This is a genomic window from Rhodococcus sp. T9N, from assembly GCF_024436645.1.
Classification (GTDB): domain Bacteria; phylum Actinomycetota; class Actinomycetes; order Mycobacteriales; family Mycobacteriaceae; genus Rhodococcus_F; species Rhodococcus_F qingshengii.
The window spans coordinates 161,733-181,384 of record NZ_JAMSKS010000007.1; the positions used below are offsets into that span (position 1 = coordinate 161,733).

The 19,652-nt window shown below is 61.0% G+C and carries 19 protein-coding genes, 1 tRNA gene and 1 other RNA gene; 11 read left to right on the forward strand and 10 right to left on the reverse strand.

Features of this window, described 5'->3' with window-relative positions; translation table 11 throughout:
• Positions 1-33: 33 nt before the first annotated feature.
• Positions 34-933, reverse strand: coding sequence for a TauD/TfdA family dioxygenase (locus tag M1L53_RS14405; RefSeq protein ID WP_007731564.1), 900 nt, complete (start codon positions 931-933; stop codon positions 34-36).
• 30 nt (positions 934-963) lie between these two features.
• A complete protein-coding gene (locus M1L53_RS14410) occupies positions 964-1,938 on the reverse strand; it encodes a quinone oxidoreductase (protein WP_003943928.1) in 975 nt (324 codons plus the stop codon).
• Between the two features lie 200 nt (positions 1,939-2,138).
• On the opposite strand from M1L53_RS14410, the gene M1L53_RS14415 reads away from it, so the two are divergent.
• Positions 2,139-3,143, forward strand: a complete 1,005-nt coding sequence (locus M1L53_RS14415; RefSeq protein ID WP_007731570.1) for an AraC family transcriptional regulator — start codon at positions 2,139-2,141, stop codon at positions 3,141-3,143.
• On the opposite strand, the gene M1L53_RS14420 is transcribed toward M1L53_RS14415, so the two are convergent.
• A complete protein-coding gene (locus tag M1L53_RS14420) occupies positions 3,136-4,182 on the reverse strand; it encodes a YeiH family protein (RefSeq protein ID WP_083471245.1) in 1,047 nt (348 codons plus the stop codon). The genes M1L53_RS14415 and M1L53_RS14420 overlap by 8 nt on opposite strands.
• 101 nt (positions 4,183-4,283) lie before the next feature.
• Between M1L53_RS14420 and M1L53_RS14425 the strand changes: the two genes are divergently transcribed.
• Positions 4,284-5,192 carry a LysR family transcriptional regulator gene (locus tag M1L53_RS14425; protein WP_007731572.1) on the forward strand — a complete coding sequence of 303 codons (909 nt, stop codon included), beginning with the start codon at positions 4,284-4,286 and terminating at the stop codon, positions 5,190-5,192.
• Positions 5,193-5,199: 7 nt separating this feature from the next.
• On the opposite strand, the gene M1L53_RS14430 is transcribed toward M1L53_RS14425, so the two are convergent.
• The 4 genes from M1L53_RS14430 to ffs all read right to left on the reverse strand — a co-directional run bounded on the left by M1L53_RS14430 (position 5,200) and on the right by ffs (position 8,687).
• Complete coding sequence (locus tag M1L53_RS14430) at positions 5,200-5,781, reverse strand: HhH-GPD-type base excision DNA repair protein (protein WP_054188618.1); 582 nt, start codon at positions 5,779-5,781, stop codon at positions 5,200-5,202.
• Between the two features lie 18 nt (positions 5,782-5,799).
• Positions 5,800-7,155: a glycosyltransferase 87 family protein gene (locus M1L53_RS14435; protein ID WP_054188619.1), complete on the reverse strand. Its 1,356-nt coding sequence runs from the start codon at positions 7,153-7,155 to the stop codon at positions 5,800-5,802.
• A 98-nt stretch (positions 7,156-7,253) separates the two neighbouring features.
• Positions 7,254-8,546 (reverse strand): aminotransferase class I/II-fold pyridoxal phosphate-dependent enzyme, encoded by a 1,293-nt coding sequence (locus M1L53_RS14440; RefSeq protein ID WP_019746524.1) that lies wholly within the window; start codon positions 8,544-8,546, stop codon positions 7,254-7,256.
• Between the two features lie 41 nt (positions 8,547-8,587).
• Positions 8,588-8,687: signal recognition particle sRNA small type (gene ffs, locus M1L53_RS14445), an RNA gene on the reverse strand.
• 136 nt (positions 8,688-8,823) lie between these two features.
• On the opposite strand from ffs, the gene M1L53_RS14450 reads away from it, so the two are divergent.
• The 3 genes from M1L53_RS14450 to M1L53_RS14460 all read left to right on the forward strand — a co-directional run bounded on the left by M1L53_RS14450 (position 8,824) and on the right by M1L53_RS14460 (position 11,583).
• Positions 8,824-8,911 (forward strand) — tRNA-Ser (locus M1L53_RS14450).
• A 358-nt stretch (positions 8,912-9,269) separates the two neighbouring features.
• Complete coding sequence (locus tag M1L53_RS14455; protein WP_054188620.1) at positions 9,270-10,535, forward strand: Fic family protein; 1,266 nt, start codon at positions 9,270-9,272, stop codon at positions 10,533-10,535.
• A 229-nt stretch (positions 10,536-10,764) separates the two neighbouring features.
• Positions 10,765-11,583 carry a pentapeptide repeat-containing protein gene (locus M1L53_RS14460; protein ID WP_054188621.1) on the forward strand — a complete coding sequence of 273 codons (819 nt, stop codon included), beginning with the start codon at positions 10,765-10,767 and terminating at the stop codon, positions 11,581-11,583.
• Positions 11,584-11,670: 87 nt separating this feature from the next.
• Here M1L53_RS14460 and M1L53_RS14465 read toward each other — a convergent pair whose 3' ends face one another.
• Entirely contained in the window at positions 11,671-11,979 is a 309-nt protein-coding gene (locus M1L53_RS14465) for a DUF6191 domain-containing protein (protein ID WP_007731580.1), read from the reverse strand.
• Positions 11,980-12,113: 134 nt separating this feature from the next.
• Here M1L53_RS14465 and M1L53_RS14470 point away from each other — a divergent pair, with 134 nt between their 5' ends.
• Both M1L53_RS14470 and M1L53_RS14475 read left to right on the forward strand, forming a co-directional pair.
• Positions 12,114-12,785, forward strand: a complete 672-nt coding sequence (locus M1L53_RS14470) for a response regulator transcription factor (protein ID WP_007731581.1) — start codon at positions 12,114-12,116, stop codon at positions 12,783-12,785.
• Positions 12,786-12,824: 39 nt separating this feature from the next.
• On the forward strand, positions 12,825-13,604 hold the full coding sequence (locus tag M1L53_RS14475) for a helix-turn-helix domain-containing protein (protein WP_003943809.1): 780 nt from the start codon (positions 12,825-12,827) through the stop codon (positions 13,602-13,604).
• A gap of 22 nt (positions 13,605-13,626) precedes the next feature.
• Here the strand turns inward: M1L53_RS14475 and M1L53_RS14480 are convergent, their stop codons facing one another.
• Complete coding sequence (locus tag M1L53_RS14480) at positions 13,627-14,916, reverse strand: MFS transporter (protein ID WP_054188622.1); 1,290 nt, start codon at positions 14,914-14,916, stop codon at positions 13,627-13,629.
• 26 nt (positions 14,917-14,942) lie between these two features.
• Positions 14,943-16,130, reverse strand: a complete 1,188-nt coding sequence (argE, locus tag M1L53_RS14485) for an acetylornithine deacetylase (RefSeq protein ID WP_054188623.1) — start codon at positions 16,128-16,130, stop codon at positions 14,943-14,945.
• Between the two features lie 111 nt (positions 16,131-16,241).
• Here argE and M1L53_RS14490 point away from each other — a divergent pair, with 111 nt between their 5' ends.
• From M1L53_RS14490 to gluQRS, 4 genes are read left to right on the forward strand one after another with little or no spacing between them, the layout of a single operon-like run.
• Entirely contained in the window at positions 16,242-17,309 is a 1,068-nt protein-coding gene (locus M1L53_RS14490; protein ID WP_064073653.1) for an Lrp/AsnC family transcriptional regulator, read from the forward strand.
• A gap of 51 nt (positions 17,310-17,360) precedes the next feature.
• Positions 17,361-17,921: a TIGR03086 family metal-binding protein gene (locus M1L53_RS14495; RefSeq protein WP_007731584.1), complete on the forward strand. Its 561-nt coding sequence runs from the start codon at positions 17,361-17,363 to the stop codon at positions 17,919-17,921.
• Positions 17,922-17,972: 51 nt separating this feature from the next.
• Positions 17,973-18,581, forward strand: a complete 609-nt coding sequence (locus M1L53_RS14500) for a TetR/AcrR family transcriptional regulator (RefSeq protein ID WP_019746515.1) — start codon at positions 17,973-17,975, stop codon at positions 18,579-18,581.
• A gap of 1 nt (position 18,582) precedes the next feature.
• Positions 18,583-19,479, forward strand: a complete 897-nt coding sequence (gluQRS, locus tag M1L53_RS14505; RefSeq protein ID WP_054188624.1) for a tRNA glutamyl-Q(34) synthetase GluQRS — start codon at positions 18,583-18,585, stop codon at positions 19,477-19,479.
• Positions 19,480-19,652: the final 173 nt, after the last annotated feature.

Genomic DNA, 19,652 nt, shown 5'->3' on the forward strand with positions numbered 1-19,652 from the left:
GAATGAATTTATCTTCGGGGCTGGGAAGAGAGATCAGAACGGTGCGTCGCCGATGATTCCGGCGCGCTCCATCTTTCGAACCGCGGGCCAGTAGTCCTGCACCGCGTAATGCTGTGTCGATCGGTTGTCCCAGATCGCGACGCTGTTTTCGGTCCAACGCCACCGAACCTGGTACTCGGGAATCTGAGCCTGGCTCGCCAGGTAAGTGAGCAGATTCCCGGCGCCGGGGGCGTAATCGATTCCATAGCGGACGTTCTCGGGCGTGTGATAGTTCACGAGGTGTGTGGCGAACGAATTGACGAAGAGAATCTTCTCGCCGGTCTCCGGATGTGTTCGTACCACGGGATGTTCGGCGTCGGGAAAGCGTTCCTTCAGCTGGTGCCGCTGTTCGATCGGCATCCGAGCGCCGAAGGTCGACTCGATACTGTGCCTGGCACGCAGATCCTTGATCTGCTCCTTGACCCGCGCCGGCAGATTTTCGTAGGCGAGTGCCATGTTCACCCAAATCGTGTCGCCGCCGACAGGAGGTGTTTCCACACAACGCAATACACATCCCATGGGCGGGTTAACGCGCCAGGTGGCGTCGCAGTGATATGCATTCTCGAAATGCTCCGGCGGGCTGTCCAGATCCTTGTAGATGCGGACCAGGCCCGGGTGGTCGGGGTCGCTGCCCAGAGCCGGATGATCCTCGAGTTCACCGAATCGCTGGGCAAGTTCTACGTGCTCGGCTTTGGAGAAGGTCTGGTCGCGAAAGAACAGAACCTTGTGTTCGAGCAACAATGCCTTGATTTCGGCGAAGAGTGCATCATCTCGCGCGACCTCGCCGAGATCCACCCCGGACAACTCTGCCCCGATCGAACAGGTCAATTTCTCGACGCGGATCGTATTCCTCGACGAGGGAAGGTTTTCTGTGAGCGTTGCGGTGTTGGTCATGACAATTCCTCTGGGAAGTGCTGTTTCGGTTCAGACGGAGAAGACGGAGGAACCGATACTGCGACCGGACTCCATGTCGTGGTGCGCACGCACCGCATCTTCGAGGGGGTACCGCTGGTTGATCTCGATCTTGATTCGCCCGGACTCGACGTGTGAGAACAGTTCGCCCGCCAGTTCGGCACGTTCTTCGGGATCCGCGATGTAATCGGCGAGAGCCGGACGTGTGAGGAAGAGTGATCCCTTGACTGCCAACTGCATTGCCTGAATCGGCGGAGTCGGTCCGGACGCCGTTCCGAAGCACACCAGCAGCCCCCGCCTGGCAAGGCAATCGAGAGAGATGTCGAACGTGGATTGCCCGATACTGTCGTAGACAACCGGCACGCCGACGCCCCCGGTGATCTCCTTGACACGCGCGACGACGTCCTCGCGGGTGTAGATGACGACTTCATCGCAACCGTGAGCTCGGGCAACGCTCGCCTTCTCGTCGCTCGACACCGTTCCGATCACTTTGATTCCCAACAGTTTTGCCCACTGGGTGAAGATCAGTCCAACCCCGCCCGCCGCAGCATGTAGCAACACGGTGTCTCCCGCTTTCAACGGGTAGATGCGACGCAGAAGGTAGGCGGCAGTCAGTCCTCGCATGGTCATGGCGGCCGCGGTGTCGAAGGCGATGCCGTCGGGTAGCGCGATCAGGTCGGACGACGCCATGATCCGCTCGGTGGCGTACGCACCCAGCGGACTGCCGGTGTAGGTCACACGGTCCCCCACTGCAAAATCGACTACTCCCTCGCCGATCTCTTCGACCACACCGGCGCCCTCGACGCCCATCCCGGCAGGCAATTGCGCAGGATAGAGGCCACTTCGAAAGTAGGTGTCGGCGAAGTTCAACCCCACCGCTTCATGACGAACCCGAACCTCTCCGGCGCCCGGTCGTCCTACCTCGATCTCTTCCCAACGCATGACGGACGGTGTGCCGATCTCGTGGAACCGAATGGCGTTTGCCATCAATGCTCTCCAATTCTGTGGGCGGGCTCGACTCGATTACGGTCGAGCTGTATTCGTACGCAACAACTTCCAGAAGTCGGTGCTCGGCTTCGTGGTCGTGCCGAACTGATGTGAACAAAACTATGTGAGATCCGGCTCACATGCTTAACTTGACGAGACACACAACACAACATTTCGGGACATCGAGTAAAGGGGGCCCTATGAAGCCACTCGCCCGCTACGCGTCACTGAACCGATACGTCGACCTGTGCCGAACAGTGGATGTGGACGCTGTGGCCCTCATGAGAAGTGTCGGCCTGAGCCCGGCAAGCCTGGCGAACCCCGACCAATGGGTACCGGCCGCCTCCATCGCATCGCTCCTGGAGCGATCGGCAGCGGAGTCCGGACACGAAGACTTCGGGCTTCTACTCGCCGGCCTGCGTCGACTGTCCAATCTCGGCCCCCTCAGCTTGGTCATCAGGGAAGAACCAGACGTCAGGAGCGCACTCGACGTATTGATGCGATACGAGCACACGTACAACGAGTCATTACGCATTCGATTGAACGAGGTCAACGGACTCGCCACCCTGCGAATCTCGCTCGAGGTCGGCGAACCGGTCGACACCAGACAGAGCGTCGAACTCGCAGTCGGCGCGACACTGCAGATCCTGCGGAGTTTCCTGGGTTCTCGATGGCAACCGGTCAGCGTGGGATTCACGCACAATGCCCCGAAAGACACGAGCACGCATCGGCGAATCCTCGGCGAGACGGTGGAATTCGATCACGAGTTCACCGGTATCGTTTTCTTCGCCGCCGACCTGGATGCGGCTAACCAACTTTCCGACGAGTTACTCCGGCCGTACGCTCGCCAGTTCCTCGACTCGCTTCCCGCCTCGGAAACCTCCGATACCCTCAGCCGCACCAAGGAATTGATCGAAGTTCTGCTTCCGACCGGCCGCTGCTCTGTCGAGCAAGTGGCACGCAGTCTCGGATTCGACCGGCGGACACTGCACCGTCATCTCGCCGAATCCGGAGATACGTTCACGGCCGTTCTCAATTCGGTTCGAAGCTCCCTCGCGGAACGATTTGTCTCCAACCCTCGCTATTCGTTGACCGAAGTGGCTGTGCACCTCGGGTTTTCGACGCAGGGTAGTTTCTCGCGCTGGTTTCGCACTCAGTTCTCGATGAGCCCGAGCGCGTGGCGGACTCAGCGCTCGATCAGCTGACCAGCACGACTCCGACGTAGGCGATCGTTGCCACCCACACAGTGGAAATCGCGGCCAGCACGAATGGCCGGGCGCCAACTCCACGAATGACGCTCAACCGCACCCCCAGCCCGAGTGCGAACATCGCGGCGGCCAACAGCGCCGTCTGCACCGTCTTCGCCAGCCCCAGAAGCTCATCCGGCAAGATGCCCGTGGAGCGCAAGCCCGTACAGCCGATGAACGCCACGACGAAAAACGGAACCAACGGAGGACGCTTGGTGGCGGTGCTGTCGACCATCCTGCGTTGCCGGATGCTCAGAAATGCCATGACCGGCGCCAACATCAACACGCGCGCAAGTTTCACCACGGTCGCGACACCCAACGCGGTGGCGCCGAGAGCGCTGCCGGCAGCCACCACTTGCGCCACTTCGTGGATCGACCCACCGGCCCACATGCCTGCACCGACCTCGTTCATACCGAAAGCGTTGGCCAACAGTGGGATTGTCGGAATCATCAGAGTTCCGAAGATCACCACCAACGCAACAGCGGTGAGCAACTCTTCCTCTCGCGCATTCACCACACCGTCCGCAGCAGCCACGGCGGCAGCGCCACAGATCGAGAAGCCGCAGGCAATCAGAATTCTCTGCGACCAACTCAATCCGAGAAATTTTCCGGCATACATGGTCCCGGCGATACCGAGGAACACAATCGCAACCACAACGGCGATCACTCCCCAGCCCAAACCGACGATGTCGGAGAACATCAATTGCAGCCCGAGCAGAGCGATACCCACCCGAAGTAGCCGTTTCGCCGAGAATGCCAGGCCAGGTTGGAATTTCGCCGGCAAAGAGACGGTATTCGCCAACACCGCACCCGCCACGATCGCAATCAGCAACGGACTCACGGCGGAGGTGAACTGACCGGCTATCAGCGCGACCGTGGCCCCCAAGGCGCACAACGCAACTCCGGGCACCAATGCAGCCACACTGGACCCCCGTCGTACTTCTGACGAAGGGGCGACTGCGGGTTTCTCGGCCACGGACTTCACATCACGGTTCACTCATCCAGCGTCCTTGAGCCACCATCGCTCCGGTAGGGCGATTTCTACCATCACGGCATATCAAATCGATATGAACGTGAAGTTGGGTATAGCCTGTTTGCATGACCAGACGGTGGCCCGACCTCACCACTCTCGAGCTACTCATCGGCATCGATGATCACGGAAGTCTCAGTGCGGCAAGCCGTTCAGCAAACATTGCGCAGCCGAATGCCAGCCGCGCCGTCAAAGCCCTCGAGCGGCAGCTCGGGATGCCACTCATACACCGAAGGTCGACGGGGGCGGCTTTGACTCCGCAGGGGACCGTCATCGTCCACTGGGCGCGCCGCGTCCTCGCCAACTCGAGGCAGCTTCTCGACGTCGCCGAAGGGATGCGGACCGAACGATCCGCGGAATTGACCGTGTGTGCCAGCATGACCGTCGCCGAACATCTGATTCCGGCCTGGCTCGGTATCTTTCGGTCACTACATCCTGGTGTCACCGTCCACCTTCAGGTCTACAACTCGACCCGCGTCCTCGAGGCTGTCGAGGTGGGAATGTGCGACCTCGGATTCGTCGAGTCACCGACCGTTCCGAAGAGCCTGTCCAGCGTCACCGTCGCGCGTGACTCGCTGGTCGTGGTCGTTCATCCGGATCATCCATGGGCGCGTCGACGAAAGCCGCTGACCGTCGCCGAACTGGCAGCGACGCCGCTGCTGGTGCGCGAGCCCGGATCGGGAACCAGAACGACTCTCGACCTGGCGTTACACGAATACGAGCGCGGTGCACCGTTGTTGGAACTGGGTAGTTCGGCCGCGATTCGAACCAGCGTGCTCGGTGGCGTCGGCCCGGCGGTACTGAGCACGCTGGCCGTCGAGGACCAGGTGAAGCAGGGAGAACTTCGGGTGGTAGCCGTCGAAGGCTTGGAACTCGACCGATCCCTGCGCGCAGTGTGGCGTCCCCCGCGTCAGCTCGAGGGTCCCGCAGGAGACCTGATGAAAGTAGTGCGTGCGAGCGGGTCCCGGAAATCCTGAAAGCGGCTTACTTCTTGTCGGCCTTCGCTGCTGCCTTTGCGGCCTTCTTGAACTCGCGGACCTCGAGCAAAGACTGTTCGTCGACCACGTCTGCAATCGAGCGCCTCGAACCTTCGAGCCCGTAGTCGCCGGCCGCTTGGCGCCAACCTTTCGGCTCGACGCCGATCTGTTTTCCGAGCAACGCCAGGAAGATCCGGGCTTTCTGATCCCCGTAACCGGGTAGGGCTTTGAGCCGCTTCAGCACTTCCTTGCCGTCGGGATTTCCCGAAGTCCAGATCGCGCCGGTGTCGCCGTCGTAGTTCTCGACGATGAACTGGCACATGAGCTGGATACGCTCGCCCATCGACTTGGGGAATCGGTGCACAGCCGGAGGCTCGGCACAGACGGCGATGAACTCGTCGGTGTCCATGTCGGCGATACGCCTGACGTCGATACCGCTGAGCCGATCCGCCAGCTTCTTCGGACCGAGGAAGGCCGTTTCCATCGGAACCTGTTGATCGAGAAGCATTCCGATCAACAACGCCAACGGGTCCTCGGCGAGGAGAGCATCAGCTTCGGGGTCACCGACAAGGTTCAGTTGAAGTGCCATGAGTCCGATACTGCCACGTCAGGCGGCAGTTGTGACCGGCGCCGACGCATCCGGGGCCGGAATCTTCCACTTCTTCCAGCCGAACAGAACCACCGTCGAGACCGCGGCAAGCGTGAAGACCCAGAGGTAGACGCCGACGGTCGGAATCCGCAGATACTCGGGCGGCACGAACATGAACAGGCCCATTCCGATGAAGCGATCCGTACCCGGAATGACCGACGGGTCCCACCAGGTGTGAGACCAGTTCAAGACCGGGAGCAGGAAAACGAACGGCGCCACCCACGCCCAGCGCTTCTTCGACACCATCGCGTAGTGCGCGGCGAGGACGACCAGCGGGACGAACCACACCCAGTGATGGCCCCACGAGAACGGCGAGACAGTGGTCGCAGTCAACCCCGTCATGGTGAGGCCGAGCAATTTCTGACCATGGCGGTGAGCGACCCACGCTGCCCCCAGCCCGAGGCACGCGGCGACTGCACTGCACGCGAGAACCAACAGTCGTGACGGAGTCGGTGTGTGGGTTAGTTGAGCGATCAGACCGGACACGGACTGGTTGCTCGGAGCGTCCGTCGGTCCGACGCGTTCGCTGTCGACAAGAGTGCCGGTCCAGTACGTGTACGCATCGTGGTACATGACGATGAAGCCGAGGGCGACGGTCGCTGCAAACGTCACGACTGCAGTCACCAGCGCGCGCCATTGGCGCGTGATGAACAGGTATACCCAGAAGAAGGCCGGAGTCAGCTTCACACCCGCGGCAATGCCGGCTCCGATTCCCCGAAGGCGACTCTTCTCGTCCCGCCCGAGGTCCCACACGATCAAGAGCAGCAGGAAGATGTTGATCTGCCCGAGCCAGAGCGTCGTACGTATCGGTTCCATGAACAGAAAGATCGTCGTCGCCAACGCACTCACGGCGTACGCCTTCACGTCGAGCCGATAACCGAGATACTTCCAGCACAACACGATCACTGCGAACAACGCAGCGATGTTCAAACCCGTCCACACGACAATCGCCTGTTTGAACGAGAGCACCGCCCACACCGTGAACAGCAAAGCCGCAAACGGGGTGTACGTGAACATCATCCCGTCCAGGACTGGCCCGTCGTACAACGGAAGGCCCTGAACCACAACGCTGCCGCCGTGGCGGTAGACGTCGAGATCGAGGAAATTTTCGAAGATGCCCCAGTACCGCGTATTCATCGGCACGGCGAAAAGAACCATCAGCACGGACGCGACTGCCAGAACACCGAGTACAGAGAATCCGAGAACACCGACACGGAGGGTGCGTCGCGGTATGTCAGCTTCGATGACCGACTCTGATTTCGCGGTGTGCGCCTCGAAAGAAGGCCCATCCGAAGCGTTGATCGCGCCCGTCACTACAACCTCCGGGATTTACACCCTATGTCGGGAATTGATGCTCCGAACGGTACAAGACGAGACCGAAAAGTACCGACCGGGCACGCCGCTTCGAGAACTCAGATCTCGGAGAGACGCGATTCGGTGGCTGCGAGCAGGACACACGTAGCCACGCCGTCCATGGCAACTTCGAGTTCAGCCGTGGACGGGAAGCTCGGGGCCAACCGGATGTTCCGGTCATCCGGATCCGTGCTGTACGGGAAAGCCGACCCGGCAGCGGTGAGCGCGATACCCGCGTTCTTCGCCAGTTCGATGACCCGCTTGGCCGTGCCGTCGACCACGTCGAGGCTGATGAAGTATCCGCCCTTCGGCTCGGTCCAAGACGCGACCTTCGATGCACCGAGACGATCCTCGAGGATCCGCAGTACGAGCTCGAACTTGGGCGCGAGGAACGCGCGATGCTTCTCCATGTGCGCACGAACGCCGTCGGCATTGCCGAAGAAACGCAGGTGGCGAAGCTGATTGACCTTGTCCGGTCCGATGCTCTTCTTGCCCAGGAACTTCTGGTACCAGGCAAGGTTTTCCGCCGAGCTACCGAAGAAGCTCACACCAGCGCCGGCGAAAGTGATCTTGGACGTCGACGCGAACACGAGCGGACGGTTGGGGTGTCCGGCCTCCGCTGCCATCGAGAGAATGTCGTAGGAAGGCGCAGTCTCGCCGACAAGCGGATGTACGGCGTACGCGTTGTCCCAGTACAGGCGGAAGTCGGGCGCGGCCGTCGGCATCGACGCGAGCGTACGGACAATTTCTTCGGAGTACACGGCACCGGTGGGGTTCGCGTAAACCGGAACCGCCCACATGCCCTTGATCTGCGGATCTGACGCAACAAGTTCGGCGATCTTGACGACATCCGGGCCGTCGTGGTTCATCGGCACCGCGATCATCTCGATGCCGAGGGACTCGGTGATCGCGAAGTGGCGGTCGTAGCCCGGTGCGGGGCAGAGAAACTTGATCTTCTCTTCCTGTGCCCACGGCCGGGCCGAATCCGGAGTGCCGTGGAGCAGTGAGAACACGACGTTGTCGTGCATGATCTCGAGGCTCGCGTTGTTTCCGGCGAGAAGGTTCGCAACGGGGATACCCAGCAGCTCACCGAAGATGGCGCGCAGTTCCGGCAGACCGGTGAGTCCGCCGTAGTTACGGCAGTCGGTGCCGCTTCCGTCACGGAAATCACCGTCGCCGGGCAGCGTCAGCAGCTCTGCGGAAAGGTCGAGTTGTTCCGGGGAAGGCTTACCGCGGGTCAGATCGAGTGCGAGCTTCTGCGCCTGGAGCTGCGTGTACTTCGCGCTCTGGCTCTCATGCTCGGAGGTGAGTTCTTCATGGCTCATCAACCCGATCTGGGTTTGGATAGGCATCCGGAGCGGCCTTTCACCGACGAGGCGGGGTCGGGTATGTGAAAAAATAGAGGACCCCGCGCACCCGGCAGAGCCCGTTGACCCTTGCTGCCTTCCGGCCCTGGGGGAGTTCACAGGATGCGCGCCGCGCGGGATCCAATGAACAGTATAGACGGCTTTCTCCGGCCGCTGCACACCACCTACCGGGGCCGAGATGCAAACCTCGAGTCCCACCGGTTCTTCGCAGGTCAGGTACCCGTTTAACGCTTCGCGCCCGCAATTGGGTATGCTGCTCCACGGAGGATTCGCCTAGTGGCCTATGGCGCTCGCCTGGAACGCGGGTTGGGTTAACGCCCTCAGGGGTTCAAATCCCCTATCCTCCGCCAAAGGAACCCCTGTGAACTGCTGAGAAGCGGTTCACAGGGGTTCTTTTCTGTCCTCATGCAACGAGTAATGCAACAGGGTCTCGGTTCAGCTCGATGTTCTGCGAGCTCAGACGGTCTGCCGACTCGTGGTGGTTTCGATCCCGCAGCGCGCCGAATCGGAATGCTGCTGCGTGATTTCGAGTGGCCCGCCGATGGCCCGAACCCGATTCGGGAAGCTATGGCCACATCTGCTCCTGCAGCCCGCGTTGGTCATGAAATGACACCCGCGCCGCAAGTCTTATTTATCCAGATCCCATTCTGGATAAGATAGGCATGGAAAGCAAGGCGGCAATATAGCGTGGATACGGGGAGAGACCAGATGGCGTACAGGACGTTGAAATCGATCTTTCACCAACGAGATCGTGCTGGTGCCGATGCTGAGGAGCGAGCGCGACGCGATTCTCCCGCCGCCGTCCACTGGGACCTACTGATCGGCGAACACTCGACGTTCGCACTGATGACACCCGAAGTCGCAGCGCTGATCGAACGGATCATGAGCTTCGAGCCGAAGATCCGGGCTGAGTGGAACGGGCTGCCTGCCCTCGCGCGCACCCACTACCTGCATCGCATGGTGATCGACGAGATCCAGGCAACGAACGAGATCGAACAGGTCCGCTCAACCCGGAAGGAGATCAGCGAGGCAATCGAGATGGTGTGGGCGGAGCAACCCCTCGCGAACAAGCGGTTCGCCGAGATGGTGCGGCTCTATCTCAATATCGGCAACGACCAGGCCGAGAGTCCGCAGACGCTCGACGACATCCGAGACGTCTACGACGCGGTAACTCGGGGCGAGATTCGCGACGAGGACGCCCCCGATGGGAAGCGGTTCCGGCAAGGGCCAGTATCGATCACGTCAGGAATCAAGGTCGTGCACACCGGTGTGGTACCCGAGTCAGCGATCGACGACGCGCTGACCCTCATGCTGAGCCAGGGGGGCGACGACTCGATTCCACGACTGATCAGGGCAGTGGTCGCGCACTTCATCTTCGAGTACACGCACCCGTTCTACGACGGCAACGGCCGAACCGGACGCTACCTTCTCGCGCTGGACCTTCGACAGGTGTTGGCTCCGTATGCGAGCCTGGCATTGTCGGCGACCGTCGCCGACAACAAGGATCGTTACTACAAAGCATTCTCTGACGCGGAGAATCCATTGAACCGCGGAGATCTGACGCCCTACCTGATCGATATGCTGGAGATCATCGCCGAGGGGCAACATCGACTGCTGCTCGACCTCTCCGAGAGGCGGCATAAGATCGACACACTCGAGGCGCGTATCCGCGTTCTGGTGGAGGATGAGGAATTTCCGCTGAACTTGGGACTCGATCGCGAGTCGACGCCGCCGGTTGATAGCAACCACATCGGCGCAGTCCTGTTCACCCTGGGTCAGGCCCACTGCTTCGAGGCGAACCGCGCCATCAAGTTGAACACCCTGGTCGAGGTGGTGGGTCGATCCAGCCAGTTCGCCCGCCCGCGACTTCAGCGCCTGGACGATGCCGGGATCATTGAGACGGTTACGAAGAGACCGCTGCGCTTCCGGCTCACGGCACGGGGGGTATCGCTCCTCGATCTGGATGGGGAGTGATTTTCGCCAGGTCGCAGATGGGCTAGGCGAGCTGGGCCGTCCACCCGATTTTCGACCTACTTCACGAGCGTGGTCCAGAATCACGTCTGCCGGATTGGTACCCCGCAATTTGCGCGGGATACGACCTCGGAGCCGCTGGACTTCTTGCTGCCGAACCACGCAATTTCGTTTGACAGACTCACAAACCCGAGGACAGACTTTCCGTCCAACCCAACCATCGGGAGTACGCGTGATTGCCGGCCAGACCAATCTGCTCGCAGATTGCAGCAGTTGCTTCGGTCTATGCTGCGTCGCACTCCCCTTTTCCAAGTCGTCCGACTTCGCGACCAACAAGAATGCCGGCGACCCCTGCAAGAACCTGCAGGAGGATTTCGGTTGCGGCATTCACACCGGATTGCGAAAGAAGGGCTTCACCGGTTGCACCGTCTACGACTGTTTCGGTGCGGGACAGAAGGTTTCACAGCAGACCTACGACGGCATCAGCTGGCGTGATGTCCCGGAGACCGCGTCGGACATGTTCGAAACCTTCCCTGTCGTACGCCAGTTGCACGAACTGCTCTGGTATCTCGCCGAAGCCCGCTCGCTGAAGCAAACCCACTCGATACGAAAGGAACTCGACGCTGCACTCGCGGAGACGGAAAGCCTGACCAACGGCACGCCTTCGCAGATTCAAGCCGTCGACGTCTCAGCACACCGAGCGGCAGTCAACACACTGCTCTTGCAGACGAGTAACCTTGTGCGCTCACCGATCTCAGGCAAGAAGGGCCGAAAACTCGACCATCGCGGCGCAGACCTCATCGGCGCCAAATTTCGTGGTTCCGATCTACGTGGGGCCAACTTTCGCGGGAGTTACCTGATCGGTGCAGACCTCCGCGACTGCGAACTCGATCGAGCCGATCTGATCGGTGCAGACTTACGCGGCACCGACATTCGCGGCGCAAAACTCCGCGGCAGTATCTTTCTCACTCAGTTCCAGATCAACGGGGCGATCGGCGATTCGGCTACCACACTTCCCGATTCACTGACCCACCCCAGCCACTGGGCCTGAACCCGACTGTCAACTCCGTCGTCTGTCGGCGACTGTCAACTCCGTCGACTGTCGGCGACTGTCAACTCCGTCGACTGTTGACGACTGTCAACTCCGTCGACGGAGAACGACCTTGTTAGCTTCCGGATCGACAGACACCCACGGCGGGTCACCGTCCGTTCCGTCCTCACGATGCATCAATGCGCTCTGACGCTGTTCGAATTCATGATGCTTGGACCCCTGAAACAGGGCAGCAACCTCTTCGAAGCCCGCGGCCGAGACCGGACGAGTCGTACGTCCCCGAGTCCACGGCAGTGCCCGGCCGCCGGTGAGCCGGTTCCAGAGAGTCTCGGCGAAAGCGAACAGGACCAGCAGCACGAGCAAGCCTGGCAGCGTCAACGCGAACAGAGTGCCCATGAAAGAAGTCTAGCGACGAACGCCCCCGGTCCCCTCGACTTCCGATCGGCCGCCCTATGTCTGGTCCCGCGGTCGATGATCTGCCAGAATGCAAGCTGTTACGACTAGTAACACCTTCGGGGGGAGGATTTCACATGAGCTTGATACTTGCAGCTACCGACCGTTCGGAGCTTGCCCAGACACTCGGTACCGAATTAATACATTTCGGGCACCAGATACAGCTCGTCCGCACCGGGCGCCGCCTACTCGATGACCTGGACACCGACAGTTTCGATATCGCCGTGATCGATCTCCTGTTGCCGGACATCGACGGCTACGAGATCGCACGGCAGATCCGCTTGCGCAGTTCGATGCCGATCATGATGCTGGTGGATACCTACGAGGACATCGACGAAGCACCACATCGCGCTGTCTCGGACTTTGTGCTGAACCCGATCGATTCTCACGCGCTCGATCTTCGGGTCACCGCAATCCTTCGTGAAACCGCACATCCCGCCCCCGGCAAACACCAACGTCACGGTGACCTGCTCCTCGATCGACGTGCGATGACGGCGACGATGGGCGGAAAGCTGCTGGTCCTCAGCCGGACAGAATGGCGGGTGCTCCTGGAGCTGTCGACCGAGCCTGGGCGCGTGTACTCACGTGATCACCTGATCCGAAACGTGTGGGGTTCCGACCACGAAAGGACGCGTGTAGTCGATGCAACCATTCTCAGCCTGCGGTCCAAACTCGAATCCGATCCCGCGAAACCGAAGTACATCAAAACCATCAGGGGATTCGGATACCGCTTCGGCCCGGTCGACTGAAGTCGCCTTCGTGTCGGTGCCGCTCGATAAGCTCTTGTCATGGGTTGGTACACACCACAATCGGTCGCCCCGGATCTCTCCGACATCCTGGTGTGTGGCTGGACGGCGTGCGCAGAAGGAGAACACCTCCTCGTGCCCGATGCTTGCATGGACGTGCTGTGGATACGCGGCGTCGGCATACGCGTCTGTGGCCCCGAAACCGCTGCATGGTCATTCACTCTTCCGCCCGGAACACGCTCCGTGGGTGTTCGATTCCGCCCTGGATCGGCATCGCCGATGTTGCGAACCTCGGCGTCCGAGCTTCGGGATTCTCGCGCCGATCTCAGCGATGTAACCGACGCACGCACGGAACGAATACTGTTGAACCGCTTGGAAAATTCCGAAGACCACGAACAGGTCTCCATCCTCGAAAGCGCTGTTCGGAGTTGGGTAAGTTCGAGTTTCCGTCACGATCCGGTGATCAACCACGTTCGCACCGCACTGTCCGAACATTCGTGGAATGTCAGCTCTCTCGCCGACGCGGCGGCACTGACTTCGCGCCAACTCCAACGTCGATGCAACGACGCCTTCGGATACGGCCCGGCAACGCTGCGCTCGATCCTGCGCCTCCAGCGCTTCATGGCGCTCGCTCGCAGTCGACCCGCGCTGGGACTCGCTGAATCCGCAGCGCACTGCGGATTCAGCGATCAGGCCCACTTGACCCGTGAATGCCGCCGGATCTCGTCGCTGACCCCGGCGGCTCTACTCCGCACCCAAGCCCCCGACTGGCACGGGTCGGATACCGTTGTCGCGCTGGCGGAGGGAGACGCGGTCGCGTAATCCCGACCGCGCTCCCCCGCCGTCACTTCTGGCTGAAAAGCGTCCTTGCCGACCACAGCCCACCGAGGGAAAGAACTGCGACGGTCATGTAGTAGTAACTCGGGGCGTCGAGCGAGCCTGTTGTACTGATCAACCAGGTCAAGACCAACGGCGCGATTCCGCCGAGCAAAGTCACTCCGAGGTTGTACGACAATGACATTCCGGTAGCCCGGATCTCTGCCGGGAACAGCGAACTCATCAGGGCGGGCAAGGGACCGAAGGCAAACGCCATGATGACACCCAGGACCGAAACAACCAGGACGAGGGTCAGAGTCGACGGGTGATCGACCATCAATTTGAAAAGCGGCCAGGCCAAGACGATTGCCGCAACGGCGGCCCAGGTCATAACTCTCGCCGGTCCGACCCGGTCTGCTAGATGACCGATCAACGGCACGGTGAACAAGGTGACCAGTCCGGCGACGATGCCGCCGAGATAGCCGGCCGAGGCGGATACTCCGAGGTTCTTCACGGCAAACGTCGGCATGTACAAGATGAGATAGATCGAGATCGTCGCGACGCCCACTACGGCGGCCCCGGTCAGCACCCGGCCGAGATGCCTGGTCAGCGTCGTCTTCAGCGGAGCCTTTTCCGGGACGCTCGTCTTGAAATCGTCCGTTTCGTCAAGCTTGGCACGGATGTAGAGTCCGACCGGCCCGACGATGATGCCGAAGAAGAACGGAACGCGCCAGCCCCACGAGTAGAGCGCTTCATGCGAAAGGTGGGTGTTGAGCACGTATCCGAACAGCGATGCCAGGAAAACCGAGGCACCCTGGCTGGCAACTTGCCAGGAAGAGTAGAACGCCTTCTTGTGTGGCGCAGTCTCCACGAGGAAGGTTGTAGCAGTACCGAATTCACCGCCGGCGGAGAATCCTTGAATGAGACGCGAGACAAGGATGACGACGCCGGCCCACGGTCCGATCATCGAGGTCGTCGGCGCCACGGCCATGATGAGCGTGCCGATCATCATCAGCATCATCGTCAACGTCAAGGCGTTCTTGCGCCCGCGACGATCGGCGTAGCTACCGAGAACCATCCCGCCAAGCGGCCGGATGACGTACGAGATCGCAAACGTCGCGAACGTCAGTATCAAACCGAGCGTGTTGTCGCCGCCGGGAAAGAAATTATGGGCGATCACCACTGCGAATGATGCGTAGACGATGACGTCGAACCATTCGAGCGCGGCGCCGAGCGAACTGCTGATCACCGCCTTGCGAGCAGCGGCCAGGCGTTCCGGGGTGACTGTTCCGGAGGTTGGCGTAGTTGCCGTGGACATGGTTTTCCTTAGGGGGTCAGGGTGGGTCAGGCGCGGGCGTGAGCGATGACGTTCCGAACGAACTGCTCGCACTGTGCCAATTGGTCAAGTGTCACGTACTCGTCAGGTGCATGCGCCTGAGTGATGCTTCCCGGCCCACACACGACAGTGGGGATACCGATAGTCGCGAACATCCCGGCCTCGGTGGCGTACGCGACCTTTTCGTCCGAGGCCCGACCACCCCATTGTTCGACCAGTGCGGCCGCCGAAGCATTCGCATCCGTCTCCAGGGGAGGAACCGAGGCCGACACGTGCATCGTCACGGAGGCTGACGGGTTTTCTTCCTGCATCAGGTTTTCGATCCGATTCGCCTCGGCGGCAAAGCGTTCGAGCAAATCTGCGGCGCCAGCTGAGCTGATGCTCCTGAATTCGAAAGTGATGGAGCAATCCTCGGGGACAGTGTTCACTGCGATCCCGCCGGATACGAGATTGACCGAACACGTCGTCCAGGCCACGTCGAATGCGTCGTCGTACGGGCCGGACGCACGGAGCTCGTCGGCCGCGCTTCTGACGAATCGAATCAACTCCGCGCCGTATTCGATCGCGTTGACTCCTTGCGGAGTAAGCGACGAGTGCGCCGAAACACCATGCAGATCAACACGTATGACGTTCATCGACTTGTGTGCGCGAATGACCCGCATCTCCGACGGCTCTCCGACGACGCACACATCAGGGCGCAGGTTCCGGGAAACAACCTCCTCGACCAACCCGGCCGCACCGATGCAGCCGACTTCCTCGTCGTAGGAGAATGCAAAGTGAATCGGCTTCGCCAGCGGCCGAGCAACGATCTCGGGGATCGCAGCGACGACGATCCCGATGAACGACTTCATGTCGCACGTGCCACGTCCGTACAGGCTTCCGTCGCGAACGTCGGGTGTGAAAGGCTCGCTACTCCAGTCTTGATCGTCAACCGGCACTACGTCTGTATGGCCGGAGAACATCACACCGCCGGCAGTACTTCCGTCAGGAGGAGTGAACGTTGCCAACAAGTTGAGCTTCGTTCCCTCGTCATCGGCAACAAGTACCGGCTCGACCCCATGGCGACGTAATTCCGCCGCAATGAGATCGATCAACGGTCGATTGCTCACGGCACTCGTCGTATCGATTCCGATGAGGCGTTGCACCCACTCGAGGCTTCTCTCTGTCGGAACAGCGGGCAACGTGGTCGATGACATCTGGTTTCTCCCTTCACAGCATGAACGCGGTGGGCACTCGCCACCGCGTTCTGCCCTTCGAGCATGAGTGAAGTGATCCCAGACACAGTGAAGATGCACGATACTTGCACCATGATCGAAGAAACGCAGGATTCCGCCGTACTGGACGACGTCGACCTCGCCCTGATCAATTGCCTGCAACTCGACCCGCGAGCGTCGTGGCGCACGGTTGGCGACGCGCTCAAAGTGGATCCGGTTACCGTAGCTCGCCGCTGGCAGCGGTTACAGGATTCCGGCACCGCCTGGGTCTCTGCCAGGGCAACCGGCCATGGCCGTCCGGAGTCGTGTCTGGCTTTCGTCGAAGTCGACTGCACGACTTCGAACGCGTTGACGATTGCAGAACGACTTGCCCGCTGGCCGCACGTACTGAGCGTCGAACACACAAGCGGCCCAGGCGACTTGACACTTCTCGTCGAGGTCAGAGACATGGCTTTCCTGTCGCGCTTCCTGCTTCGGTCGCTCGCGTCGGTACCCGGGATCGTCAGTTCGCGTGCACACCTCGTCACCGAGGTCTTCGCGATCGGAGACGACTGGAAATTGCAGGTACTCGATGCCGCGCAGCGAGCGACGATGACAGACCGGCCTGTGCGATACAAATACGCGCCGACGGATCAGCGCCATCACGGGAAGACGTTCGACGCTGTCGACCGCCAATTGATATTGAAACTGGGTGAGGACGGTCGATCCTCGATTGCCGAGCTCACGGTCGGTACCGGCCTCAGCGAAAGTACGGTCAGGCGGCGACTTGCCGAATTGACGTCGCGCAACCAGATCGTGTTCCGCTGCGACGTGTCTCTGCCACTGTCCGGCTGGCCCCTCGTGACCTGGGTGTGGGGATATGTCGATCCCACGGACCGGTCGACGATTCGTGCCCTGGTGGAGCGAGTGCCGGGAACGCGGGTGTGCATGCGGATATCCGGTGGACGCGCCAACACACTGCTCGCGATCGCCGCACACTCCCTTCGCGAAACTCCCATTACCGAAGTACAACTCGCACAAGAGGCACCGGGCCTGGTGGTGCTGAACAGGTCAGTGGTGCTGCGATCGATGAAGAGGGTGGGCCGACTTCTCGACGACGAGGGCAAGAGTGCCGGGGTCGTACCGATGGACATCTGGGCGGAGGCCCCGGAGATCGAGTGAATGTCCGAAATAATCAATCATGACGCGCCGCGGTGGAGAAGGATTGCTGTCATGACTTCAACAGAGATCTCCCCCGCCCAGCGTTATCGGGATCTGGCCGCCGGATTCACGGCGCGGATCGACGCCGTACCCGCCGACCGCTGGGACGACGATTCCCCCTGCGAGGGCTGGACCGCCCGCGACGTGGTGAGACACGTACTCGACAGCGAACGAGACATGGTCAAGGTAGTCGGCCTGGAATTGGCACCCGGTCCGTCGGTCGACGACGACCCGTCGGCAGCCTGGGCGGCCGTCCGCGATTCGATGCAGGAAATTCTGGACGATCCGGCAAAGTCCACCCTGGAATACGACGGACACTTCGGCAGGACCAACCTCGGGGCCACGGTCGAAGGGTTCTTGTGTTTCGATCTGGTCATCCACGGTTGGGACCTCGCGGCCGCAACCGGCACCGATACGACGATGCGAGACGCGGACGTGGAGTGGGTGTCGGAGATCGCCGCGGGCCTGGGCGAGTCGATCCGCATGAGCGGTGTGTGCGGCCCGGAAATACAGGTTCCGGACAACGCTGACAAAGCGACGAAACTCCTTGCCTTCCTCGGCCGGAAGGCGTGAAAAAGCACCCCTGACGTGGGCATTACTTCCATACGCATGTAATGTCGCGGTATGCCGGAACGCCGAAAATCCTCCACGAGTCCAGACCTGCTTGCGGCGGCATTGTTCGATGTCGCCGCGGAATCCGGACTGGAAAATGCCAGCGTTCGCGAGGTCGCAAAACGGGCGGGTGTCTCGATCGGCGCAGTGCAACATCATTTCTCGACCAAGGACGAGATGTTCGCATTCGCACTGCGAACACTCGTCGATCGATTGTTGACGCGACTGGCCGAATCGTCCGCCGACGCAGACCCGCATACCGCCCTGTTCCAGGCGCTCTCGCAACTCCTGCCCCTCGACGAGCAACGCACGCGTGAGGCGCATGTGCTCGCCGCGTTTGCCGTGCGCGCCGCAACCAGTGAGTCACTCTCCGAAATTCGCCGGACAACCCTGTTCACAATCCGCACCGGCATCTCGACAGTTCTGATCGGCATCGGAACTCCGGAAGCGGAAACCAGAGCGGCACTTCTGCTTTCAACCGTCAATGGATTGGCACTCGACGCACTCGGAAGCCCCGCCATGTATCCGCCGCAGTACCTCGATCACGCTTTGGAAACCCAGATCCGCCTCACCCTGCACGACGCCGAGAACCCGCTCGCCTCCGTCGGGCTCGCCAGCTGACGTGGAAGGAGCAGGACGCTTCGCGCCGAGTCCGTCCGGCGATCTCCATCTGGGAAACCTCCGGACTGCCCTCCTGGCCTGGCTGTTCGCCCGCACCAGCGGGCGCGACTTCCTCATTCGGGTAGAGGATCTCGACCGTGTCCGCCCCGGCGCGATGGAACGACAACTCGACGATCTGCGCAGGCTCGGCCTCACGTGGGACGGCCCAGTCGTATTGCAGTCACACCGTCTTCCCTTGTACCACAAGGCTATCGACCAATTGCGCGAGCGTGACCTGACCTATCCCTGCTTCTGCACACGCAAGGAGATCCTGCAGGCACCGTCAGCGCCCCATGCTCCAGACGGCGCCTACCCCGGCACGTGTCGGAACCTTTCGGAGGCCGAACGCGCCGAGAAATCGGCAAGTGGCCGATCTCCCGCGCTGAGGCTACGGGCCGGCATCGACTCGTTCACCGTCCATGACGAACTGTTCGGCGAGGTGACGGGACCAGTCGACGACGTCGTCCTGCTCCGCGGAGACGGGGTGCCCGCTTACAACCTTGCCGTTGTCGTCGACGACGGTGCACAGAACATCGACCAGGTGGTTCGCGGCGACGACCTCCTGACCTCGGCTCCGCGTCAGGCATACCTTGCCCAGCTGCTCGACATCGAACCACCGTCGTACGCCCACGTTCCTCTTGCCTTGAACAGTGAAGGCAAGCGACTCGCGAAGCGCGACGGCGCAGTGACTCTGGCAGATCAATTCGAGGCCGGACGCAGTGCCGAGCAGGTTCTGACGATGATCGCGTCGAGCATCGGTCTCGCCGAACCCGGCGAGGTTGTCACACCACCCCAATTGGCGGATCGATTCGACTCTCGCAAGATCCCCCGGACCCCGTGGATTTTCCCGGCGAAGTAAGTGACGTATCAATCGGTGCCTCGTCGGAACAAAACTACGATTGTCCGATATGACAAAGCCGTCCGCAATAGCTATTCGTTGGCAATTCTCGAATAGTGAAGTACGGTCGAGACTGGCGAAGGAAATTCAGGGCGAGTTGTTCCTGCAAAACCACGCCCGGGATCTGAACCTGG